The following is a 24,139-nucleotide window of genomic DNA, read 5'->3' as shown; positions in this document are numbered from 1 at the left end:
TTTATTTCCAGCTCCTTCCCTGACATTCCGAAATGTGATCAAATCCTAATTCATCTAATAACGCTGGTAATTCTTCAATAATTGTTGGACATACGAACGGATCAACAAAGTTCGCTGTACCAACTGCAACTGCGCTTGCACCAGCGTAGAAGAACTCAATTACATCTTCTGCTGATTCAATACCGCCCATTCCGATAATCGGAATGTTAACCGCTTGACTCACTTCATGTACCATACGAATCGCCACTGGCTTAATTGCAGGTCCTGATAGTCCGCCTGTACGGTTTGCTAAAATGGGTTTTGCTGTTTTTAAATCTAGACGCATACCAAGCAATGTATTAATCATCGTTAATCCGTCTGCACCTGCATTTTCAATTGCCTTCGCAATCTCTACAATGTTTGCCACGTTCGGTGACAATTTCACATATACCGGCACTTCAGAAACCTCTTTTACTCGCTTCGTTAAATCAGCAGCAATTTCTGGGACAGTACCAAAAGCTATACCACCCGTTTTTACGTTTGGACAAGAAATATTTAATTCTAGCGCATGAACATTCGGTGCTTTTGAAATTTCCTTTGCAACTGCTACATAATCCTCAGCTTGTGAACCTGCAACGTTCGCAATAATCGGAAGATCGAATTGCTCTAGCCATGGTAATTCAGAAGTCATTACCTTTTCTAGCCCAGGGTTTTGAAGTCCGATTGCATTTAGCATTCCGCCTGGTGTTTCAGCAACACGAGGCGTTGGATTTCCATAACGAGGTTGTTCTGTCGTTGCTTTAATCATGATTGATCCAAGTACGCTTAAATCATAAAATTGCGCATACTCACGACCAAACCCGAAGCAACCAGAAGCTGGGATGATTGGATTTTTCAACGATAATCCTGGTAATTCAACTTGCAATCTGTTCATAGTACAACCTCCCCGATTGGAAATACTGGCCCGTCGCTACACACCTTCTTGTAAGAATGTCCGCTTGGATCTTCTTGCAAGTGACATACACATGCGAAACATGCTCCAATACCACAGCCCATACGTTCTTCTAGTGAAATGTAGGCTTTTTTCTCTTTATAACGACCTTCTAATGCACGTAGCATTGCCAAAGGTCCACATGAGTATAAAATGTCAAAGTCGATTCCATAAGCATCAATCACATCTGTTACAAATCCCTTTGTACCATGTGTACCATCAACTGTTGCCACATACGTATCGCCAAGCTCTGCAAATTTCTCTTCGTAGAAAACAACATCTTTTGTTTGGAAACCTAAGATGTGAATGACACGTACACCCTTTGCAACAAGACGCTGTGATAACTCATAAAGTGGTGGTACACCAATCCCTCCACCTACTAATAGAGCTGTTTGCCCAGCTTCCGCTTCTTCTACAGGAAAACCATGGCCTAATGGTCCTAATACATCTACAATTTCACCTTGTTTTCTCTTTGCTAGTGTTTTTGTTCCTTGTCCTTCTGCACGATATAGCATTGTAAATTCGTTCTTGTCTTGATCGACATTACAAATACTAATTGGGCGGCGCAGAAGGGGCGTAATGCCCTCTGCTACCTTAATGTGTACAAACTGCCCTGGTTCGTTCATTTGCTGTACAAGATCACCTTGAAGCACTAATTCATAAATATTTTTTGCGATTTCTGTTTGGTTAACGACGATCATATTTTGCTTTTGCATCATGCATGTACCACCTCGTGACGCTGCGCTGGCGCGATTTCTTTCATTGCGTGAGCTGAGAATGTCATGGATTCTAGTACTCTTAAAATTGCTCTTGTTGTATCAAGTGAAGTTAAGCAAGCCACACCATTTTCTACTGATTCACGGCGAATGCGGAAACCATCACGCGCTGGTTGTTTTCCTTTTGTTAACGTATTGATTACAAACTGTGCTTTCCCTTGACGGATAATATCAAGTAAGTTGTAGTCTTCAGAATCAATTTTGTTTACAACTTGCACCGGAATGCTTTTCTCTGTTAACGATTGTGCTGTTCCTGCTGTTGCTAATAAGTTATAGCCGATTTCATGGAAGCGTTTTGCAATTTCCATTGCTTCTTCTTTATCTTTATCCGCTACAGTAATGATTACTGATCCGTGCGTTGGAATGTTAATTCCAGAAGCAACAAGTCCTTTATATAGTGCTTTTTCAAGCGTTAAGTCTTTCCCCATTACTTCCCCTGTTGATTTCATTTCAGGCCCTAATGTTGTATCAACTGAACGTAGTTTCGCAAATGAGAATACTGGAGCTTTTACATACACTTCATTCTCTTCTGAGCGATAGCCAGTTTCATATCCTTGTTCTACAAGATTTTGACCTAAAATAACTTTCGTTGCGATATTCGCCATCGGTACGCCTGTAATTTTACTTAAGAATGGTACTGTACGGCTCGCACGTGGGTTTACTTCAATTACATACACTTCGTCTTTGAATACTACAAACTGGATATTCAGTAATCCAACAATGTTTAATCCTCTTCCAAGTGCAATTGTATTTTCGATAATTTGTTCTTTCAGTTTTGCAGATAAGCTTTGCGGTGGGTATACTCCAATTGAGTCACCAGAGTGAACTCCAGCGCGTTCAATATGTTCCATAATACCTGGAATGAATACATTTTCACCGTCTGAAATTGCATCTACTTCAATTTCTTTACCAACCATATAGCGGTCAATTAATACTGGATGATCCGCATGAACTTTAACCGCATTTTTCATGTAATGCAGTAGTTCTTCTTGACGATATACGATTTCCATCGCACGCCCACCAAGTACGTAAGATGGTCTTACTAATACTGGGTAACCAATTTCTTCAGCGATTGCTACCGCTTGTTCTACAGTCGTTGCTGTTTTACCAACAGGTTGCGGGATACCAAGCTGTGTTAATGCTGCTTCAAATTTATCACGATCTTCTGCACGGTCTAAATCTTCAAGTGATGTTCCTAAAATTTTCACACCGTGTTCTTCTAATTTAGCAGCTAAGTTAATTGCCGTTTGTCCACCGAACTGAACGATAACACCTTCTGGCTTCTCTAAATCAATGATGTGCATTACATCTTCGATTGTTAATGGTTCAAAGTATAATTTGTCAGAAATACTGAAGTCTGTTGAAACTGTTTCTGGGTTATTGTTAATAATAATTGCTTCATATCCGGCTTCTTTAATTGCCCATACAGAGTGAACTGTTGCATAGTCAAACTCAACACCTTGGCCGATGCGGATTGGACCAGATCCAAGTACAACTACGCTTTTACGATCTGTAATGATCGATTCATTTTCATCTCCATATGTGCTGTAGTAGTAAGGTGTTGCAGATTCGAATTCTGCCGCACAAGTATCTACCATTTTGAATACTGGCGTCATGCTATTTTCTTTACGCACATCATAAATTTCACGTTCTGTTTTACCCCAAGCAGCTGCGATGTAATGATCACTGAAGCCCATTTCTTTTGCTTCTTGTAATACTTCCATATTTCCTATATTCGCTTTTACTTCGCGTTCCATGTTTACGATGTTTTCGACTTTTTGTAAGAAGAAGAAGTCCATTTCACACCATGCATTGATTTCTTCTTTCGTTACACCTTGACGGATCGCTTCTGCTACAACAAACAGACGCTCATCATCAGCTTTTATAATACGTTTTTTCATTGTTTCTTTATCAAGCTCTTTTAGATGCTCTAACTCTAAGTGATAAATGCCAAGCTCTAAAGAACGAACCGCTTTTAATAATGATTCCTCTAAGTTACGTCCGATTGACATAACTTCACCAGTTGCCTTCATCTGTGTACCAAGTGTTCTGTTTGCTGATTCAAACTTATCAAATGGCCAGCGCGGAATTTTTGAAACAACGTAGTCTAATGCTGGCTCGAAGCAAGCGTATGTTTTTTGTGTTACTGGGTTTACAATTTCATCTAATGTTAAGCCGACTGCAATTTTCGCTGCTAACTTCGCAATTGGATATCCTGTTGCTTTAGATGCTAGTGCAGATGAACGACTTACACGTGGATTTACTTCGATTACATAGTATTGGAAGCTATATGGATCAAGTGCAAGCTGAACGTTACATCCACCTTCAATTCCTAACGCACGAATAATTCGTAATGAAGTGTTACGTAACATTTGATACTCACGGTCACTTAATGTTTGGCTCGGCGCTACAACGATAGAATCACCTGTGTGAACCCCAACTGGATCGATATTTTCCATGTTACATACTACGATTGCGTTATCATTTGAATCACGCATTACTTCGTATTCGATTTCTTTACAACCAGCAATACTCTTTTCTAATAAACATTGCGTTACCGGGCTATGTTTTAAACCACTTGTTACGGTTTCAATTAATTCTTTTTCATTGTGACAAATACCGCCGCCTGTTCCGCCAAGTGTAAATGCTGGGCGAACGATTACCGGATACCCAATTTCTTTTACAAATTCATATGCTTCATCAAGCGTATGAATGATTTCACTTGGTGGTGTTGGTTCATTTAACTCTTGCATTAATGTACGGAATAGATCACGATCTTCCGCTTGCTCAATTGCTGATAATTTTGTTCCTAAAATTTCAACTCCACACTCGTCAAGCACACCTGATTTCGCAAGTTCAACAGCCATGTTTAAGCCCGTTTGACCACCTAATGTTGGTAAGATTGCATCTGGACGTTCTTTACGAATAATACGGCTTACGAATTCTAATGTTAATGGTTCAATATATACTTTATCTGCTGTTGCAGTATCTGTCATAATTGTTGCTGGGTTAGAGTTAACAAGGATTACTTTGTAACCTTCCTCTTTAAGAGATTGACAAGCTTGTGTACCAGAGTAGTCAAATTCCGCTGCTTGCCCAATTACAATTGGTCCTGATCCGATTACTAAAATTGTGTTAATGTCTAAGCGTTTTGGCATAACTCTTCCCCTTCTTTCTTGAAGTTTTCAATCATTATTAAGAAATCTTCGAATAAATCATTTGCATCTTCTGGTCCCGCTGAAGCTTCTGGATGATATTGCACTGTAAATGCTGGGAACTTCTTATGACGAAGTCCTTCTACAGTTCCATCATTTAAAGCTACATGCGTAATTTCAAGATCTGTATTTTCAACTGACGCTTCTTCTACTGCGTAACCATGGTTTTGAGAAGTAATTGCTACTTTTCCAGTTGCAAGATGTTTTACTGGATGATTTAAACCACGGTGACCGAATTTTAACTTACTTGTATTCGCACCAGATGCTAGAGCAAACAATTGATGTCCAAGGCAAATCCCGAATAAAGGTACTTTTCCGATGATTTCTTTTAACATTTCAATTGCTTCTGGTACATCTTTTGGATCACCAGGTCCATTACTTAACATAATTCCGTCTGGACTAAGGCGTAAAATTTCTTCCGCTGTTGTATTGTAAGGTACAACGATTACATCACAATCACGTTTATTTAGCTCGCGCAAAATACCGTGCTTCATTCCGAAGTCTACAAGTACAACACGATGGCCACGGCCTGGACTTGGATATGGATCTTTTGTTGATACGCGTTTCACATGATCTGTAAAGACTGTCGCTTTTAATTGGCTAACGATGTACTCTACATCCGCATCCATGTTGCAAAGACGCCCGCGCAGTGTTCCATATTGACGAATTTTCCGCGTTAATTTTCTTGTATCAATTCCTGCGAGTCCGGGAATATTTCTTTCTTTTAAGTAATCATCTAACGAAATTTCATTACGGAAGTTAGATGGGTGATCACAAATTTCGTTTACTATTAAACCATTTACAGATGGATGAATTGATTCGAAATCATCACGGTTAATGCCATAGTTTCCGATTAATGGGTACGTAAATGTTACAATTTGACCGCAGTATGATGGATCAGATAATGTTTCTTGATATCCAGTCATTCCTGTTGTAAATACAACCTCACCTGACTTTTCGATCTCTCCTCCGAAACCTTTTCCAATTAATACTGTTCCATCTTCTAAGATAAGCTGTCTTTTCATACTAATGCACTCTCCTTTTGCCATGCGATCTTACCGCCAACTATTGTCATAACCGGCCATCCTTGACACTTCCAGCCTGCAAACGGCGTATTTTTTCCTTTTGATAAGAATGTTGTTGGATCAATTTCTTCTTCTTGTTCTAAATCGATAATTGTAATATCTGCCGCTCTTCCTTCCTGCAAGCGACCTGCTTCTAAACCAAATGTATCAGCTGGTTTTTCTGTTAAGAATTGAATCAATTGTTCTAATGTGATAATCCCCTTTTTCACAAGGTTTGTATATAGTAATGGGAATGCTGTTTCAAAACCAGTAATTCCAAATGGTGCTCTTTCAATACCTTGTGCTTTTTCTTCTGCTGCATGCGGTGCATGATCTGTTGCAATTATATCGATTGTTCCATCTAATAATCCTTCAATTAAGGCTTCGTGATCTTCTTTTCCTCGAAGCGGTGGATTCATTTTAAAGTTTGGATCAACACCTGGGATATCATCTTCACATAATACTAAGTGGTGCGGTGTTACTTCTGCTGTCACTTTAATTCCAGCACGTTTTGCATCACGAATCACTCGTACAGATCCTTTTGTACTTACGTGACATACGTGATAGTGGCAATCTGCCGCTTCCGCAAGTAATATGTCCCGGGCAATATGTACAGATTCACATACTGATGGGATACCGTTTAATCCGTGTTCCTTAGAAAACTTCCCTTCATGTACACAACCTTTATTAATTAGTGTATTTTCTTCACAGTGTGCAACGACTGCCATATTTAATTTTGCTGCACGTTTCATAGCAGCTAACATCATGCTTGCATCTTGTACGCCTACTCCATCATCAGTAAACGCGAATGCTCCAAGTTCTTTTAATGTTTCAAAGTCTGTCATTTCAGAACCTGCTTGACGTACTGTAATTGCGCCATATGGCAGTACATTTACATGTGCTTTTTCTTTAATTCGTTTTTGTAAGTCTTCCATATGTTCTTTGCTGTCTGGTACTGGGCGTGTATTTGGCATTGCGCAAATTGTTGTAAATCCACCTTTTGCTGCTGCAAGCGTACCTGTTTCAATTGTTTCTTTATGTTCACCACCTGGTTCGCGAAGATGAACGTGTACATCTACTAGTCCAGGTGCGATTAATTTTCCATTTACATCGATTACTTCAACATTATCTGCCGTAATATTTTCTGCTACTTTCGCAATTTTACCGTCTTGTACAAGAAGATCTGTTGCTACAATTTTTCCTTCTTCATTTAGATAACGTCCATTTTTAAACAAATAATTCATGTTTCATTCCTCCTAATACATTTGGTAATGCGCGTTTTAGTACAGCCATTCTTACGTAAACTCCGTTTTCCATCTGTTTGAAAATGCGGGAACGCTCACACTCAACGAGTTCGCTCGCAATTTCTACATCGCGGTTTATAGGAGCTGGATGCATAATAATGCTTCCTTGTTTCATACGTTTTTCTCGTTCAATTGTTAATCCGTGCTGTTCATGATACTCTTTCATGATGTCTGTTTCATAATGGTCATGACGCTCATGTTGCACACGAAGTAACATCATCACATCAACTTCTGGAACAAGTTCATCTAAACTTCTGTATGTTCCGAATGTGTTAGTTTCATCTTTCCACTCTTCTGGGCTAGCAAAGTAAATTGTTGCTCCTAGTTTCGTTAATGCTTCAGCATTAGAGCGGGCTACTCTGCTATGGCGGATATCTCCAACAATTGCAATCTTTAATCCTTCGAAGCTTCCAAACTCTTGTTTAATTGTTAAAAGGTCTAGCAAGCATTGTGTTGGATGATTTCCACATCCATCTCCAGCATTTAGGATTGGAATATTTACTTTATCTTTTAGCTCATCGAAGTAGCGATCTTGCTGATGGCGGATGACTACTGCTTTTGTTCCGATTGATTCTAGTGTTCTTATCGTATCGTATAATGTTTCTCCTTTTTGTACGCTAGAAGAATCTGCTGAGAAGTTTAATACGTCTAGTCCTAATCTCTTCTCGGCAACTTCGAAGCTAAACTTTGTTCTCGTACTATTTTCGAAAAATAAGTTCGCTACAAACGTTTGCTCTGTTGTTTTTTTACTTCTTCCATTTGCGAAATCTTCTGCGTCTTTTAGGATTTCTGAAATCTCTTCTTTCGATAATTCACTCATCGTTAACAAATGGCTCATTGTCATCCCTCATCTTTCTGATTTTTATGATAACACTTTTGTATTTATATAACAACGATTGCATAAAAATACCCTAATCGTATGAGACTAGGGTGCGAGAAAAAAGCCACCCTTTTCGGTCTCACAGGACTGAATTAAAAGGTTGTTTTTATGAAGCAATCTGCTTAGATTGTTGTTTCTGTTTCATTTCAGGTAACAGTAGATTTAACAGTACGCCAACGATTGCTGCAAGCGCCATTCCTTCTACTTGGAATGATTCTCCGACACGAAGTACCGCGCCACCAATACCGATTACCAAAATCACTGATGCAATCATTAAGTTTCGTTTGTCGCTTAAGTCTGTTTTATCATCTACCATCATGCGTAAACCGCTTGATGCGATTACTCCAAAGAGTAAGATTGATACGCCACCCATAACTGGTGTTGGAATCGAGTGAATCAGTGCGGAAATCTTACCAATAAATCCGAACATAATCGCGAAGACTGCTGATCCGATGAATAAGTATACACTGTAAGCTCTCGTAATTGCCAGCACACCTATGTTTTCACCGTATGTTGTATTTGGTGGTCCACCAATTACTGATGCGATTAATGTCGCTACACCATCTCCAAAAATCGAGCGATGTAAACCTGGTTTTTCAATTAAATCTCGCTTAATAACATTTCCAAGTACGATTTGATGCCCGATATGTTCTGAAATTGTTACAAGTGCTACTGGCACCATTAAGAGCACAATCTTCCATGAAAACTCTGGCGTGTAAGTTACAAATGGTACGACAAAGTCTGGTACATCAAACCATTTCGCCTCAGCTACTGGCTTTAAGTCCACCAATCCTTGGAAGTAAGCGAAGATATATCCTCCGATAATCCCTAATAGAACTGGTATGATGCTGAAAAATCCTCTTCCGAATATAGAGCAAATGATTGTAATTGCTAGCGTTACTAATGCTACTGAGAAGTGTGTAACACTATACTTGCCACCTGCATCATTCATTGCCATATTCACTGCTGTGTGTGCTAATGCTAATCCGATAACCATTACAACTGGACCAACGACAATTGGTGGGAGTAACTTCATAATCCATGCTGATCCCGATTTCTTAATTCCAAGTGAAATTAAGATGTATACAAGTCCTGCTAGTAAACCACCAAGCATTGCTGCTCCTGGCCCTCCTGCTGTCTTCGCCGTAATAATCGGTGCGATAAACGCGAATGATGAGCCTAGATATGCTGGTACTTGACCTTTTGTTATAAGAATAAACGCGAGTGTTCCTAATCCACTGGAGATTAAAGCTACTGATGGATTCAGTCCTGTTAAAAACGGAACAAGCACTGTTGATCCAAACATCGCGAACAAATGTTGTATACTTAAAAATAACCATTTTCCGGGTTTCGGTACTTCATGAATGTCTAACACTGGCTTTTGCTCCATTGTTATATCCTCCTTCAGTTTAAAACTTTGCAATAAAAAAACTCTTTGCGCCCTATGCACAAAGAGTCCTATACTTTCATATGTCAAATTTGACATACGAAAGTCAAGACCCTTTGGCAGCCTCACAGGACTACATTTAAAAGGGCTTTACTTATCGTATATACTTACTCGATCTTGCTGATCCGTCTCTTGCAAATCAACTTCAATACGTTCTTCACTTGATGTTGGAATGTTCTTTCCTACATAATCAGCGCGAATTGGTAATTCACGATGACCTCTGTCTACAAGAACAGCTAGTTGGATTTGTGATGGTCTACCTAAATCCATAAGAGCATCCATTGCTGCTCGAACCGTTCTTCCTGTATACAATACATCATCCACAAGAATAACTTTTTTCTTCGTAATGTCCACAGGAATATCTGAACCTTTTACAAGCGGTTCTTTATTTTTTGATTGCAATGTTAAATCATCACGATATAGCGTAATGTCTAACTCGCCTACTTCTATTTCTTTTCCTTCAATTTGACCAATTCGTTCTGCTAAACGCTGTGCAATAAAAATCCCACGTGTTTTAATTCCGACAAGAACACAATTATCGACACCTTTATTACGTTCCACAATTTCATGACTGATGCGTGTTAAAGCGCGGCGAATCATTTGGTCATCTAAAACGACAGCTTTTTCTTGCATGCTCTACACCTCCAAGCTTTTTTCTTGCGTGAGAGGAATGGTATAAAAAAAGTCCTCTCAGCGTGTGCGAGAGGACTTTTGAAAAAAGGGTACAAGTATACCCTAAGTATTTCAAACCGTTACCTTCTCAACCTCACGGGGCTGTGTTAAAGGATCATTATTCAACTGTTGCTAGTATCGCAGGTTTTAATCGTTTTGTCAATACTATTTCCGTAAAACATTTAAAACTTCTTCAAATACTGCTGGAACTGGCGCCTCAAACTCGATATATTCGCCTGTACGAGGATGATCAAACCCTAAAATCCCCGCATGAAGCGCTTGTCCATTTATATCTAATGTTTTTTTCGGACCATATTTCGGATCTCCCGCAAGCGGGTATCCAATATATTTCATATGAACACGAATTTGGTGCGTACGGCCGGTTTCTAAACGACACTCTACAAGTGTAAAGTCTTTAAATCGTTCTAACACCTGAAAATGCGTAACAGCATGCTTCCCATTTTCATCAACCGTCATACTTTGGCGGTCCTTTTTATCACGGCCAATTGGAGCATCAATTGTCCCTTTATCATGTGGAATTACACCATGGACGATTGCTTTATATCGTCTTGTTACTGTTTTTGCCACAAGCTGATTTACAAGAGATTCATGTGCCATATCATTTTTAGCAACCATCAATAAGCCAGATGTATCTTTATCAATACGATGTACAATCCCTGGACGCATTACACCGTTAATACCTGATAAATCTGTACAATGATGCATTAACCCATTTACAAGTGTACCACTTGTATGTCCAGGAGCTGGATGCACAACCATGCCACGTGGCTTATTCACAACAAGCACATCTGCATCTTCATAATAAATTTCTAAATTCATGTCTTCTGGCAAAATATCAAGCTCTTCTGGATCTGGAATTGCTACTGCAATTTCATCATTTACTTTTACTTTATAATTTCCTTTAATGTCGTTTCCATTTACGGTTACAACGCCATCTTTAATCCACTGTTGTACTTGTGAACGTGACCATTCATTGTTCACTCCCGCGAGAAACTTATCAATCCGTTCGCTTTTTTGTTCTTCTGTAACTGTTACTTGTACTACTTCGCTCATTCAATTACTCCTTCATTTTCTTTCCTTCTAATAATGTTTGAATAATAATCAATACAACCCCAATACATAAAGCTGAGTCAGCTATGTTAAATACCGGATAGTTGTATGAAAAAATATACACGTGAATGAAATCCACCACTTCTTGTCTAAATACACGATCAATAAAGTTGCCAATTGCTCCGCCTAAAATAAGACCTAATGAAATCCCTAGGAGCCTATCTGTTTTTGCATACTTTTTCATATAAAATACGATAAATCCTACAAAAACAACTGTAATAATATAGAAGAACCACATTTTGTTTTCTAAAATGCCCCAGGCAGCTCCTCTATTCCGATGTGATGTTATGTATAATACATTATCGATAATCGGGATACTTGTACCTAATTCCATGTTTTTTACAATTAACCATTTCGATACTTGATCGATGGTAATGACAAATAACGCTATTAAATAATATATCATTTTCATTTCCCCCACAAAGACAGTGTACCTCAAAATTTTAGCATAGCTACGGTCTTTTCACAATGAACCTTTACGGAAGAATAAAATAAAATAAAAAAAGGTAATATAATATCGTTGTGCCTCTTAGACATTTACTTTCTCATATAAAAATTCATGAATTGTACGAGCTGTTGGCATCATTTTCATTTGCTTTACAGGAATGTATTTCCCAGTTTCCTCACAAATGCCATACATATCGATTTCCATTTTAAATAATGCTCGTTCCACATCTTTTAAATCTTCTCTTATATCATGTAAAAATAATTTCTTTTTTCCATCTTCCTTCGATTCATAGCCTAATTCCAGTCCGAATTCTACATAATAAGTTTCTATCGCTTCTTTTGCCAGTCGTTCCTGTAGTTCTTTTTTCATCAATTGTAATTCTTCTTTGATTTCCATATAGATTTCATTCACGTGTACATCCCTCCCGGCTGCAATGTACCGTTAGTGTGTCCGAAATTTTCTCGCTTACCGCTCACACATTTTTCCTTCATAGGAAAGTGCTTAAAAGTTACTTCCTCCTGCTCAACAGAAAAACTTTAAGCAGTCGAACTTTTCATACATCTGCCACATGTTAAGAAGAATCCTTACTAAATACAAAAACTGACTACCGTAATAGCAGTCAGTTTTTATCACATCATTATTTTACATAATTTTCTTTTACTACTGTTGCACAACGCTCACATAATGTTTCATGTTCAGCGTCTTTACCAATTGTTTCAGAAACAACCCAGCAACGTTCACATGTTTCACCAGTTGCCTGCGCTACAACAACAGCTGTATGCTCATATTTTGGTGCACCCGCTGGAGCTTCTTCCATTGTTCCACCAAGTTTATACTCAGAGACAATAAATAATTGTTTTAAATCTTCACTAATAGACTCTAACATTTGTTTCATTTCTGCAGTTGGATATAGGGTAATACTCGCATTTAATGACTTACCGATTACTTTTTCATTACGAGCCACTTCTAAAGCTTTTAATACGTCATCTCGAAGTGTCATAAATGCATCCCATTTTGTTTTTAACGCTTCCGCACCCTCTACTTCTACAGCTTCTGGCATATCGGTTAGCTGAACGCTTTCCTGTACAACACCAGGAACATATGGCCATACTTCATCAGCTGTATGAGGTAAGATTGGTGTTACAAGTTTTGTTAATGCAACAAGAACATCGTAAAGTACTGTTTGAATCGCACGACGGTCATGATGATTTTCTGCTTCAATGTATAAAATGTCTTTTGCAAAGTCTAAATAGAATGAGCTTAAATCAATTGTGCAGAAGTTATGAATTGCATGATATACTGCCGCAAAGTCATATGTTTCATATGCTTCTTTTACTTTTGTAATTAAGTCATTTAATTTCACTAGCATGTAGCGATCTACTTCACGTAATTCAGCTTTCGCTACTGCATCTTGACTTGGATTAAAGTCAGCTAAGTTTCCTAATAAGAAACGGAATGTGTTACGGATTTTACGATATACTTCTGCAACTTGTTTTAAAATATCATCTGAAATACGCACATCAGATTGGTAGTCAACAGAAGATACCCATAAACGTAAAATATCTCCACCTAATTGATCCATGATTTTCTTCGGTACAACAATGTTCCCGATAGATTTACTCATTTTACGACCTTCACCGTCTAATACGAATCCATGACTCAACACACCTTTGTATGGTGCTTTACCTGTTACTGCAACTGCTGTTGATAATGAAGAGTTAAACCAGCCACGGTATTGGTCAGATCCCTCTAAGTATAAATCAGCTGGACGTTGTAAGTCTTCGCGCTCTTCTAGGACAGCTTGGTGAGAAGAACCTGAATCAAACCATACGTCCATAATGTCTGTTTCTTTACGGAATTCGCCATTCGGACTAGATGGATGTGTAAATCCTTCTGGTAATAAACCTTTCGCTTCACGTTCGAACCATACGTTAGAACCGTTCTCACGGAATAGATCTGCTACGTGATTGATTGTTTCATCTGTAATAATTGGATCGCCATTCTCTGCATAGAAGACAGGAATCGGTACACCCCATGCACGTTGACGAGAAATACACCAATCACCACGGTCACGAACCATATTATGAAGACGTGTTTCACCCCATGCTGGTACCCATTTCGTTTCTTCAACAGCTTGTAATAACTCCTTGCGGAACGCTTCAATAGATGCAAACCATTGCGCTGTCGCACGGAAGATAATTGGTTTTTTCGTTCTCCAGTCATGTGGATAAGAATGCGTAATAAATGTTAATTTTAATAACGCTCCAACTTCTTCTAATTTTTCCGTAATTGGCTTATTAGCTTTATCATAGAATAGACCTTCAAATCCAGGTGCTTCACTTGTTAATACACCTTTATCATCAACTGGGCAAAGAACTTCTAATCCATATTGTTTCCCAACAAGGAAATCGTCTTCCCCATGTCCAGGTGCTGTATGTACACAACCTGTACCAGCATCTGTTGTAACGTGCTCACCAAGCATAACTAAAGAATCACGCTCATAGAATGGATGCTTCGCAACTGTATACTCAAGTTCGCTACCTTTAACTGTTTTCACAACTTCAGCATTTTCCCACTCTAACGTTTTAGAAACTGTGTCAAATAGTTCAGAAGCAATAATATATTTTTCATCATTTACTTTCACAATGCTGTATTCAAGTTCTGGATGAACAGAAATACCTAAGTTGGCTGGTAATGTCCAAGGTGTTGTTGTCCAAATGATAAATTTCTCGTCGCCCTCTAATACGTCTTTTCCGTCTTTTACAGGGAATGCCACATAAATAGATGCTGACTTTTTATCATTGTATTCAATTTCAGCTTCAGCTAAAGCGGATTCACTTGTCGGAGACCAATAAACTGGTTTTTGTCCTTTATAGATATAACCTTTTTTCGCCATTTCACCAAATACTTTAATTTGCTGCGCTTCATAAGCTGGCTCTAAAGTAATATATGGGCGATCCCAATCAGCACGCACACCAAGACGTTTAAACTGTTCACGTTGGCGATTCACTTGTTCGTATGCATACTCTGCACATAGTTTACGGAATTCTGCAACCGTCATTTCTTTACGTTTTACACCTTTATTTGTTAAAGCTTGTTCAATTGGTAAACCGTGTGTATCCCATCCTGGTACATATGGTGCACAGTATCCAGTCATTGATTTGTAACGAACAATAAAATCTTTTAATACTTTATTTAACGCATGTCCCATATGAATGTCACCATTCGCATATGGAGGACCATCATGCAGTACAAATAAAGGACGACCTTTTGTATGTTCTTGTACCTTTTCATAAATGTTCATCTCAGCCCATTTTTCTTGCATTGCAGGCTCACGCTTTGGTAAATTCCCACGCATTGGGAATTCTGTTTTCGGCATTAGTAATGTATTTTTATACTCCACGCTTAATTCCTCCTCGAATGTATAAAAGAAAGACCCTAAAAAATGGAATAAAAAAGAGACTTTCTCATCCCCAAAAAAGGGACGAGAAAGTCTCCCGCGGTACCACCCTAGTAGACCGTACACGTATGCACAAAGTCCTCTTTATATTCTTAACGCGAATATACGCCTACGCTTACTTTTTTGTTCAGCGCGGAACTCCAGGGTGATATTCCCATTTATCTCCTTATCCTGAGCTTACACCGTCCTCAGTTCGCTATATAAGGTATGAAAAAGGTACTTATCCCTATCTTCGTTTTTCTTAATAAATATGTTGTTTAAAATTATATGTAATAATGAGAAAAACGTCAAGCTTACACTGTTTCTTCTTTCTTTAATAGCTCGTCCACTTCTTCTTCTAGCTCAATTAATTTGTCCCAATCATCGTTGTTTAACATTTCAAGCTGTGCTTCTAATAACATACGGAAACGCGTACGGAATACTTTCGCTTGTTTCTTTAGCTCTTCAATATCAAATGCAACTTTTCTTGATTTTACTAAAGCTTCATTAATGATACGATCTGCATTCTTTTCTGCTTCACGTACAATTAATTTCGCTTCTTTTTGTGCATTACGCTTTACTTCTTCCGCCGCTTCTTGTGCAACAACGATAGACTTATTTAGCGTGTCTTCAATGTTAGAAAAATGATCTAATTTACCTTCTAGTTGAGCAACTTTTTCTTCTAATGCTTTTTTCTCGCGAATGACCAATTCATAATCTTTGATGATCTGATCAAGAAACTCATTTACTTGATCCTCATCATAGCCACGGAATCCGCGACCAAATTCTTTGTTATGAATATCTAATGGTGTTAACGGCACAAACGCCACCTCCAAGTAGTTATCTGAATTTTCCTCTTTTAATTATATCTTTTCTTCGACAAAATAAGGGATTTTCCTTCTAAAAAACCAATCATTTTAGTATACCATACAAAACTCGCCATTTGTCGCGTTTCGTTTTTCCTTCTACAGAAAATAATTTACTCCGGCCATATCCCCTAATTGAAAAAACATCACCCGGAAAACACTCATATGCAGTTTGTTCAACAGTTTTCCAGTTCACTTTCACAAGACCGTTTTTTATAAGCGGCTGTACTTTTTGCCGTGATAGATGAAGCATTTCAGCTAGCAGGACATCTAATCGAAGGGATGAAACAGTTCCAGACTGCTCTTTCCATTCTTCTTGCAATCGTAATACTTTGTCTGCTTGTACAGAAGAAAGTGAGACCGTCATTTTCCCTATTGATTGTAAATTCATTTCAATGTAAGAAACAATTTCTTTTGCAACTATAATTTGGGCACGATTTTCTTGAAGCAAAATATCACCACACTTTTCTCTTGTAAGACCAAGAGACATAAATGCACCTAATATTTGCCTATGTTCAAGCGTATAAAACTTGGAAGGATAGTCAATTTCTAATACTTCAACTTGGAAATCTTCTTCATTTAAATCAAGATAACTCGGATAAATAAGAGCTCTTTTCCTTTCCGCTTTTGGCTCAGCACCATAAAGACGCAAAGTAGCATCCCCTTGATTTCCAACTATCGTAGCAACAATTTGCTGCTGACGCGGATCCAGAAAATCCGTTAATTTCACTTGATGATATTCTTCAGCCACCTGTTTCCACTCTAACACTTTATCGACAAAGACCACTTCTTCGGGTCTAAAATGCTCATAGATGCTCATTCATTCAACCTCTTATTACAAGAAATAACGAAACAGACTTACTAAACCACTACTAGCCAATCTCAACGCAATAATTGCAACAATTGGAGAAATATCAATCATGCCAAAAGGTGGGATAAATCTCCGAAACGGTTCTAAATATGGTTCACAAATACGTGATAGAAAATCACCAAATGTTGATTCTCTAGCCCCTGGAAACCAAGATAGAAGGATATAGATAATAAGCGCCCAGGAATAAATCTGGATGATCCAAAGCAATGCTTGTAAAATAATCGTCATGGCGTATTACCACCTCTTTATATTTGTCTCTTCCTCTTCACCGAACAACTCAGAAATGGCCCCAACAATATCCACAGTCTCAGGTGTACAAATAAATGTTTTCGGTCCTAATTTTTGAATATCCCCGCCTATAGCGTATACAGTACCACTTAAAAAGTCAACGATACGCACAGCTTGATCTGTTGACATCCTTTGCAAATTAATGACAACCGCTCTTCTTCCCTTTAAATGATCCGCAATCCCTTGTGCTTCCGAATATGTGCGCGGTTCTAACAAAACAACTTTGGAAGATTGCTTTGCTGTTTCAATACTTACAATATTTTGTTTCGGCTGTGCTTTCGTAAGTGGAATATCCTGCTGCTCTGGTGGATCTTGTTGTTTTTTCATTTCAGCTTGCTCCTTTTCCTTTTCGTAAGCTTCTCGCTCTTCTGGAGTGTCAAAAAAGAAGTATTTTACTTTTGACCAACTCATAATAACATTCTCCTTCCTTTTATGCTTTTCCTACTAAAATCGTTCCCAAACGAATATATGTAGCACCTTCTTCAATTGCAATCGTATAATCATTTGACATTCCCATTGATAACTCTTTACACGGAGCGTATGATAATCCTAGTTCTTGTACTTGTTTTTGCAAACCACGCAATTTCTTAAAACAATGACGAATTTCGGCTTCTTCCTCAGTAAATGGTGCCATTGTCATCAATCCAACAACTTCAATTTTATCAAATTCTTGCAAAGCACGAATAAACGCAATCGTTTCCTCAGCCGCTATCCCTTGCTTTGATTCTTCAGACGATGTTTTCACTTGTACAAAACATCGAACCTGCTTTGTAGTACGCCTTTGAATTTCTTTCGCAAGTGAAATGCGATCTAATGAATGCAAATAATCAATCTCATTAATAATTTCTTTTACTTTTCTCGTTTGTAACGAACCAATGAAATGCCAATTTACTTTTGAACCAAAATGCTCATACTTCTGTAAAAAACCTTCATTACGATTCTCACCTAAATCAGTAAGTCCAGCTTCTATTACTTCATTTGTTTTTTCAATTCCTACTGTTTTTGTTACTGCAACGAGCTTAACCTCTTGTGCCGAGCGCTCTGCTCGTTCACATGCTATTTTAATTTTCTCATTTACAAATGCTAAATTCTCTTGCACTACCACTGTTTTCAATCCTCCTTAAAGCCTATGAAACTCAACATTCTTCCTGTTTTTCCCCGATCACGACGATGTGAGAAAAACAATTGTTCTTCACAGCTTGTACAAAGAGACGACATCATAATATGCTCTTCTTTTATGCCAGCTTGTATGCATAATATGCGATTGATTTCTTTTAAATCAATTGCATATTGTCCGTCTGAAATCAATTTATATGGAACATGTCCGTTTACCGCTTGTTTTGCTGCTGATAATACGCGATCATCAACTACATAACAGCAGGACCCTATGGCTGGTCCAATTGCAACATAAATCTCATGAGCTGGCACCCCTTCCGCACGCCACTTTTGAATCATTTCTTTTGCAATTTCTTTTACAGTGCCTTTCCATCCAGCATGTGCCAGTCCTATCATACCTTGTGATGGTGCATAGAAATAGAGTGGAACACAATCAGCATAACAAGATGTTAAACATACATCTCTATCAGTCGTATAAATACCATCTGTGTTTGGAATACCATCTTCATATGAATAGATTCCTCGCCCTTTTTCTTGCTGTCCTACTTTTTCAACATGATGATCATGAACTTGTTCTGAACAAATCCAATTTTCTAATGTTTTTTGTAACTTGTTCGCTAAAATACGTCTATTTTCATGAACATTTTCCATCATATCATTTACATGTAATCCTAAATTCATCGCATGAAAGGAGCCTGTACTTACTCCACCATCTTTTGTCGTAAATCCTGCAGTAATGTTTCCAAGTTCTTTCCACGCTTGTAAATACAATATACCGTCCTCATATATAAATGGTTCTCTCATAAAGCGGCTCCTTTTAATAAAATAACATAAAAAGCATGGTACTTCCTGTCTATTTTACCATACTTTTATTTTTCCATAATGACAACATAAAAAAAAGAGGAATTTGTAATATTCTTTAAGAAATTGTCGGTGTTTGTATTGATTCTGTTACAGAATTGACATGATCAGCTCTTACTAATATTACATCCTCTCCAATTTTTACAATTTGCTTCCACGGAATAACAAACTCTGCTTCTTTCCCAAATATTCCTAACATACGTGTTTGCTTTGAAATAATGACAGCTTGAATCTTCCCTGTATTCATATCAATATCGATATCGCTAATGTTTCCAAGTTTTTTTCCGTCAGAGACATTTACAACATCCTTAATTTGAAACTCTGAAATTCGTATCATTGTCATTCTCCCCTTTTATGTTGTGTAATCGATAAGTCTCCTTCTGCCAGCGGTTTCACTTTACTGTTATTATATGAACACGCAATCTTTCCTATGAACAGAATCTCGGGGCACGCAACATAAAAAGATCTCATCGTAAATGATGAGACCTTATCCTTGAATTGTTTTATTCATTTGTTTAATTGCTGATTTTTCAAGGCGTGATACTTGCGCTTGAGAAATCCCAATTTCTTCGGCAACTTCCATTTGTGTTTTCCCTTGAAAAAAACGTTTTCGGATAATCATTTTTTCGCGATCATTCAATCGTTTCATTCCTTCTTTCAACGCCAATTCTTCCACCCATTGCTCGTCCCTTTGTTTATCATCACTCAGTTGATCCATCACAAAAATAGGATCGCCCCCATCATTATAGATTGGTTCAAATAGTGATACTGGATCTTGAATGGCATCAAGTGCAAAAACGATTTCTTCATGTGTCACTTCAAGTACTTTTGCAATATCCATCGCCGTTGGTTCTTTTGAATTTTCAGCAATTAGCTTTTCTCTTACCTGTAATGCTTTATACGCAATATCTCGCAACGAACGAGAAACGCGAATTGGATTGTTATCACGCAAATATCTACGAATTTCTCCAATAATCATTGGCACAGCATATGTTGAAAATTTAACATTTTGGCTTAAGTCAAAGTTATCAATGGATTTCATAAGTCCAATGCAGCCGACTTGAAATAAATCATCAACAAATTCTCCTCTGTTGTTAAATCGCTGAATGACGCTCAGTACAAGACGTAAGTTTCCATTTACTAATTTCTCTCTTGCGCTTATCTCTCCACTTTGCATTTCTCGAAATAATTTACGCATCTCTTCATTTTTTAGTACTGGAAGTTTAGCTGTATCAACACCGCAAATTTCTACTTTGTTTCTCGTCAAAGTGTTCCCTCCTATCGGGAGTTGCTGTACAGTGTAAAGTATCTCCTTTGGAGGGAATTTTATGCATACCGTTTTTCTGTCACTTTTAATAAAAATATCATTCGTGCTTTACTCGGAAATACAACAAAACCAATCGGAATACCGATTGGTTTTGTACAATCTCCTTGATGATCTAACCTTTTAACAACGTCACTTTATACCATTTTATTAAATTCTTTTCGAAGCCTTTTTATAATTCTCTTTTCAAGTCGAGAAATATAAGACTGTGAAATCCCTAGCATATCTGCCACATCTTTTTGTGTTTTTTCTTCTCCCCCTGCAAGTCCAAAACGGAGTTCCATAATTTGTTTTTCACGATCATTCAATTGGTGTAGTGCTTTCTTAAGAAGATGTCTGTCTACATTAGCCTCTAAATCTTTTGTAATAATATCATCATCCGTACCAAGAACATCTGATAGTAACAATTCATTCCCATCCCAATCAATATTTAATGGCTCATCAAATGACACTTCTGAACGATTTTTATTATTTCTACGTAGATGCATTAAAATTTCATTTTCTATACAACGTGATGCATAAGTCGCTAATTTTATTTTCTTTTCAGGGTTAAATGTATTCACAGCTTTAATAAGACCAATTGTTCCAATACTAATCAAATCCTCAATATTAATTCCTGTATTTTCAAATTTACGTGCTATATACACAACAAGCCGTAAGTTACGCTCAATAAGTAATGACCGTGCTGCTTGATCACCTTTTGGCAATTTATTGAGGAGTACTTCTTCTTCCTCTTTTGTTAAAGGCGGTGGCAATGCCTCACTTCCACCGATATAGTAAATTTCATCAGTCTTAATTCCAAGTTTCAGCAATACTTTATACCAAAGATATGTGAAATAAAATTTTATTTTCGTCATATTCTCCCGCCTCTCATAATTAAGCAATTGTCACTTTTGGTGATATCAACATTTTCGGATGTATAATACATTGATACTCTCCATTTGTAGATAATTGCTGTGTATTTAAGCCGATTAATACTTTATTTACGACCATATTGCTTCCTTCATGATAAATTTGAACAACATCTGGCTTAATTGCCCATAAAAATTGATGATCAACTCCTACTGCTCGAAAAGGAATTAAACGTAGTCTCGTTGCCCAACCTGAATCATTTTCTGGTATTTGTGGAATCTCTGTTTTGGAATAAATTTGTTCTATTAACCATGTTGGTAAACAATGCTCTAATGATGAAATATGCATAATCATTACCGGTGTCTTTGTTATAGGGTCATGAAGCTGATTTCCACTATCAATCAAGCCATCTAGTTTAATTTCATTTTCAACTAATCTAATATTCACTTGTACAATTTGGTCATAATGAATCTTAGTCACTTCCACATTTTCAATACGTTTTTTTGAAAAGTAATAAATAATCGGAAATCCCAAAATCACAAACATCCAACTTACTGGATCACCATAAGACATTGCTTTCACCTGAACTAATCCATCTACCATGTCATTCGTTTGTAGGAAAAAATGAGTTCCAATTAATCCTCCTCCTACCATAAATGTTACAAAATAAAAGGTAAAAACAGTCTGTGTATAATCTCTAAAAGTAGAAAATCCAAATGCTGTATACACAATAAGTAACGAATACAATAATTTCATAATTGGGTGTGTCATCATAGAAGCAAAAGGAGTAAAGGCAAAAATAACAATTGTAGAACCAATAAATGTCCCTAGCACAAGCCTCCATCTTTTGATCTTCTTTTTCAACACAGTTGCTGTTAATAAAAGCAAAAGAAAATCAATGCAGGCGTTTAACAACCAAACAACGTCGGCGTAAACAACCAAACAATTCACCTCTTTTTTTAAGTTGAGACTAGTATAAAGCATATCCAATAGGAAAGTGTGTCAATTTGCGGAGGGGTTTTTTTGTTATTTTGCGGTTTCTAGACATAATCTGTCGTGAGGTATATATTGTGAGCTTTCTAATAATAAATTCTTCGGTTCCCTTCATCTATTTTTCTTACTTTCTATAATTTAGATGATGGTCTTACTATATAAATACAAATTGAAAAAAACGACATAAAACCTTTCTTTTTAAGTGAAAGAGTGCATCCGGCCATGCATAGAAGCGGTCAGATTAATCCTTTTCCTGCCATATGCAAGTTAAAACAAAGAGCGAAACGAGTGCTGGTCACCTTTTGTTCTTCGTAACAGCGACTTATACGTTGAAAAATCAAAAAAAATTTATATATTTATGAATAGCGAGATAAGTTTTTTTATTTTAAAATATTTAAGGTTGTGTAATAAAAAAGAAAGGAGCCCTGAGGCTCCTTTCTTTTTATCGTCTACGACGGTTACGTAAAAATGCTGGAATATCGATATCATCTGAATCTGTATTACGATCATGTACAATAGACTCTTCACGTTTCACTTCGCGTTTTACTTCACGTTGTTTTTGTGGCTGTGCTGTTGGTTGTTGCTGTTGTGCGTGATTTGTAGTCGCCGTTGAACGTACAAATGTTTTTGGCGGCTGAACTGTAACACTATCATCAAAACCAGTTGCAATTACAGTAACAACAATTTCATCTTTTAAACTCTCATTAATTACAGAACCGAAAATCATATTCACTTCTGGATCTGAAGCTGAAGCAACGATATCTGCCGCTTCTTGCACTTCATATAAACTTAAGTTTGTGCCCCCAGTAATATTCATAAGAACACCTTGTGCACCATCGATAGATGTTTCTAATAACGGACTAGAAATTGCACGTTTTGCTGCTTCTGCTGCACGGTTTTCACCAGTTCCAACACCAATACCCATTAATGCAGAACCTTTATTAGACATAATTGTTTTTACGTCTGCAAAGTCTAAGTTAATAAGACCAGGTGTAGCAATTAAATCGGAAATACCTTGTACACCTTGTCGTAATACGTTATCCGCTTCGCGGAACGCTTCAAGCATTGGTGTATTTTTATCTACAATTTCTAAAATACGATCATTCGGTATAACAATGATTGTATCTACATTATCTTTAAATGCTGTAATCCCAGATATAGCTTGCGTCGCACGTTTGCGACCTTCGAATGTAAATGGACGTGTTACAACACCAACTGTTAACGCGCCTAGTTCTTTTGCGATTTGTGCAATAACTGGAGCTGCACCCGTACCAGTTCCACCGCCCATACCAGCTGTTACAAAGACCATATCTGCACCACGAAGTGCTTCTTGGATTTGTTCTTTACTTTCTTCAGCGGCTTTTTTCCCTACCTCAGGATTTGCGCCAGCACCAAGTCCACGCGTTAATTTTCCGCCAATTTGCATTTTCGTTTCAGCTTTTGATAAATTTAATGCTTGCGCATCAGTGTTCACAGCAATGAAATCCACACCTTGTACACCGTGCTCAATCATACGGTTTACAGCGTTATTTCCGCCACCGCCGACACCGATAACTTTTATGCTCGCTAATTGATCTTGAGTAGTATCAAACTCTAACATGTCGAAATCCCCCTAGAACCTC

General features: G+C 37.6%; 23 protein-coding genes and 1 other annotated feature. All 23 genes read right to left on the bottom strand.

Annotated features, from left to right (window positions below; all coding sequences use genetic code 11):
• Window position 1 precedes the first annotated feature (1 nt).
• The 23 genes from pyrD to ftsZ all read right to left on the bottom strand — a co-directional run bounded on the left by pyrD (window position 2) and on the right by ftsZ (window position 24,117).
• On the bottom strand, window positions 2–913 hold the full coding sequence (gene pyrD / locus C568_RS0104825; protein ID WP_018764743.1) for a dihydroorotate oxidase B catalytic subunit: 912 nt from the start codon (window positions 911–913) through the stop codon (window positions 2–4).
• Window positions 910–1,689, bottom strand: coding sequence for a dihydroorotate oxidase B electron transfer subunit (pyrK, locus tag C568_RS0104820; RefSeq protein WP_018764744.1), 780 nt, complete (start codon window positions 1,687–1,689; stop codon window positions 910–912). The genes pyrD and pyrK overlap by 4 nt, the downstream gene beginning before the upstream one ends.
• Entirely contained in the window at window positions 1,686–4,904 is a 3,219-nt protein-coding gene (gene carB / locus C568_RS0104815) for a carbamoyl-phosphate synthase large subunit (protein ID WP_018780906.1), read from the bottom strand. The genes pyrK and carB overlap by 4 nt, the downstream gene beginning before the upstream one ends.
• The gene (locus tag C568_RS0104810; protein ID WP_018780905.1) at window positions 4,889–5,986 is read right to left on the bottom strand and encodes a carbamoyl phosphate synthase small subunit; all 1,098 of its coding nucleotides are present in this window, start codon (window positions 5,984–5,986) and stop codon (window positions 4,889–4,891) included. Before C568_RS0104810 ends, carB begins: the two co-directional genes overlap by 16 nt.
• The gene (gene pyrC / locus C568_RS0104805; RefSeq protein WP_018764747.1) at window positions 5,983–7,269 is read right to left on the bottom strand and encodes a dihydroorotase; all 1,287 of its coding nucleotides are present in this window, start codon (window positions 7,267–7,269) and stop codon (window positions 5,983–5,985) included. The genes C568_RS0104810 and pyrC overlap by 4 nt, the downstream gene beginning before the upstream one ends.
• Window positions 7,253–8,167 carry an aspartate carbamoyltransferase gene (pyrB, locus tag C568_RS0104800; RefSeq protein ID WP_018764748.1) on the bottom strand — a complete coding sequence of 305 codons (915 nt, stop codon included), beginning with the start codon at window positions 8,165–8,167 and terminating at the stop codon, window positions 7,253–7,255. Before pyrB ends, pyrC begins: the two co-directional genes overlap by 17 nt.
• Window positions 8,168–8,315: 148 nt before the next feature.
• Window positions 8,316–9,599, bottom strand: coding sequence for a uracil permease (gene uraA / locus C568_RS0104795; RefSeq protein WP_003199817.1), 1,284 nt, complete (start codon window positions 9,597–9,599; stop codon window positions 8,316–8,318).
• A gap of 147 nt (window positions 9,600–9,746) precedes the next feature.
• Window positions 9,747–10,289, bottom strand: coding sequence for a bifunctional pyrimidine operon transcriptional regulator/uracil phosphoribosyltransferase (gene pyrR / locus C568_RS0104790; protein WP_001156487.1), 543 nt, complete (start codon window positions 10,287–10,289; stop codon window positions 9,747–9,749).
• Between the two features lie 204 nt (window positions 10,290–10,493).
• Window positions 10,494–11,402 carry an RluA family pseudouridine synthase gene (locus tag C568_RS0104785; RefSeq protein ID WP_003199814.1) on the bottom strand — a complete coding sequence of 303 codons (909 nt, stop codon included), beginning with the start codon at window positions 11,400–11,402 and terminating at the stop codon, window positions 10,494–10,496.
• Window positions 11,403–11,406: 4 nt separating this feature from the next.
• Window positions 11,407–11,865 (bottom strand): lipoprotein signal peptidase LspA, encoded by a 459-nt coding sequence (gene lspA / locus C568_RS0104780; protein ID WP_018764750.1) that lies wholly within the window; start codon window positions 11,863–11,865, stop codon window positions 11,407–11,409.
• Window positions 11,866–11,988: 123 nt separating this feature from the next.
• Window positions 11,989–12,318 (bottom strand): molecular chaperone DnaK, encoded by a 330-nt coding sequence (locus C568_RS0104775; RefSeq protein WP_018764751.1) that lies wholly within the window; start codon window positions 12,316–12,318, stop codon window positions 11,989–11,991.
• A 226-nt stretch (window positions 12,319–12,544) separates the two neighbouring features.
• Window positions 12,545–15,310: an isoleucine--tRNA ligase gene (gene ileS2, locus C568_RS0104770; RefSeq protein ID WP_018780904.1), complete on the bottom strand. Its 2,766-nt coding sequence runs from the start codon at window positions 15,308–15,310 to the stop codon at window positions 12,545–12,547.
• 74 nt (window positions 15,311–15,384) lie between these two features.
• Window positions 15,385–15,609 (bottom strand) — a binding site (T-box leader).
• 51 nt (window positions 15,610–15,660) lie between these two features.
• Window positions 15,661–16,167, bottom strand: coding sequence for a septum site-determining protein DivIVA (gene divIVA, locus C568_RS0104765; protein WP_016116021.1), 507 nt, complete (start codon window positions 16,165–16,167; stop codon window positions 15,661–15,663).
• 91 nt (window positions 16,168–16,258) lie between these two features.
• On the bottom strand, window positions 16,259–17,032 hold the full coding sequence (locus tag C568_RS0104760) for a YlmH family RNA-binding protein (protein WP_006095772.1): 774 nt from the start codon (window positions 17,030–17,032) through the stop codon (window positions 16,259–16,261).
• A 15-nt stretch (window positions 17,033–17,047) separates the two neighbouring features.
• A complete protein-coding gene (locus C568_RS0104755) occupies window positions 17,048–17,311 on the bottom strand; it encodes a YggT family protein (RefSeq protein WP_003199802.1) in 264 nt (87 codons plus the stop codon).
• Window positions 17,312–17,317: 6 nt separating this feature from the next.
• On the bottom strand, window positions 17,318–17,782 hold the full coding sequence (locus C568_RS0104750; RefSeq protein WP_003199801.1) for a cell division protein SepF: 465 nt from the start codon (window positions 17,780–17,782) through the stop codon (window positions 17,318–17,320).
• 19 nt (window positions 17,783–17,801) lie between these two features.
• Window positions 17,802–18,476, bottom strand: coding sequence for a YggS family pyridoxal phosphate-dependent enzyme (locus C568_RS0104745; RefSeq protein ID WP_018780903.1), 675 nt, complete (start codon window positions 18,474–18,476; stop codon window positions 17,802–17,804).
• Between the two features lie 5 nt (window positions 18,477–18,481).
• On the bottom strand, window positions 18,482–19,291 hold the full coding sequence (pgeF, locus tag C568_RS0104740) for a peptidoglycan editing factor PgeF (RefSeq protein ID WP_018764753.1): 810 nt from the start codon (window positions 19,289–19,291) through the stop codon (window positions 18,482–18,484).
• A 115-nt stretch (window positions 19,292–19,406) separates the two neighbouring features.
• Entirely contained in the window at window positions 19,407–19,685 is a 279-nt protein-coding gene (locus C568_RS0104735) for a YlmC/YmxH family sporulation protein (RefSeq protein WP_016116026.1), read from the bottom strand.
• A gap of 150 nt (window positions 19,686–19,835) precedes the next feature.
• Window positions 19,836–20,615 (bottom strand): RNA polymerase sporulation sigma factor SigG, encoded by a 780-nt coding sequence (gene sigG, locus C568_RS0104730; RefSeq protein ID WP_003199794.1) that lies wholly within the window; start codon window positions 20,613–20,615, stop codon window positions 19,836–19,838.
• A gap of 194 nt (window positions 20,616–20,809) precedes the next feature.
• Complete coding sequence (sigE, locus tag C568_RS0104725; RefSeq protein ID WP_003199790.1) at window positions 20,810–21,529, bottom strand: RNA polymerase sporulation sigma factor SigE; 720 nt, start codon at window positions 21,527–21,529, stop codon at window positions 20,810–20,812.
• A gap of 19 nt (window positions 21,530–21,548) precedes the next feature.
• Window positions 21,549–22,466, bottom strand: coding sequence for a sigma-E processing peptidase SpoIIGA (spoIIGA, locus tag C568_RS0104720; RefSeq protein WP_018780902.1), 918 nt, complete (start codon window positions 22,464–22,466; stop codon window positions 21,549–21,551).
• A gap of 493 nt (window positions 22,467–22,959) precedes the next feature.
• Window positions 22,960–24,117 carry a cell division protein FtsZ gene (gene ftsZ, locus C568_RS0104715; protein WP_003199787.1) on the bottom strand — a complete coding sequence of 386 codons (1,158 nt, stop codon included), beginning with the start codon at window positions 24,115–24,117 and terminating at the stop codon, window positions 22,960–22,962.
• Between the last annotated feature and the right edge of the window lie 22 nt (window positions 24,118–24,139).

This window comes from Bacillus sp. 95MFCvi2.1 (assembly GCF_000374965.1).
In the GTDB taxonomy this organism is placed as follows: Bacteria; Bacillota; Bacilli; order Bacillales; family Bacillaceae_G; genus Bacillus_A; species Bacillus_A pseudomycoides.
Note: the sequence above shows the minus strand (reverse complement) of the source record. Positions and strands in the feature narration are given on the sequence as shown.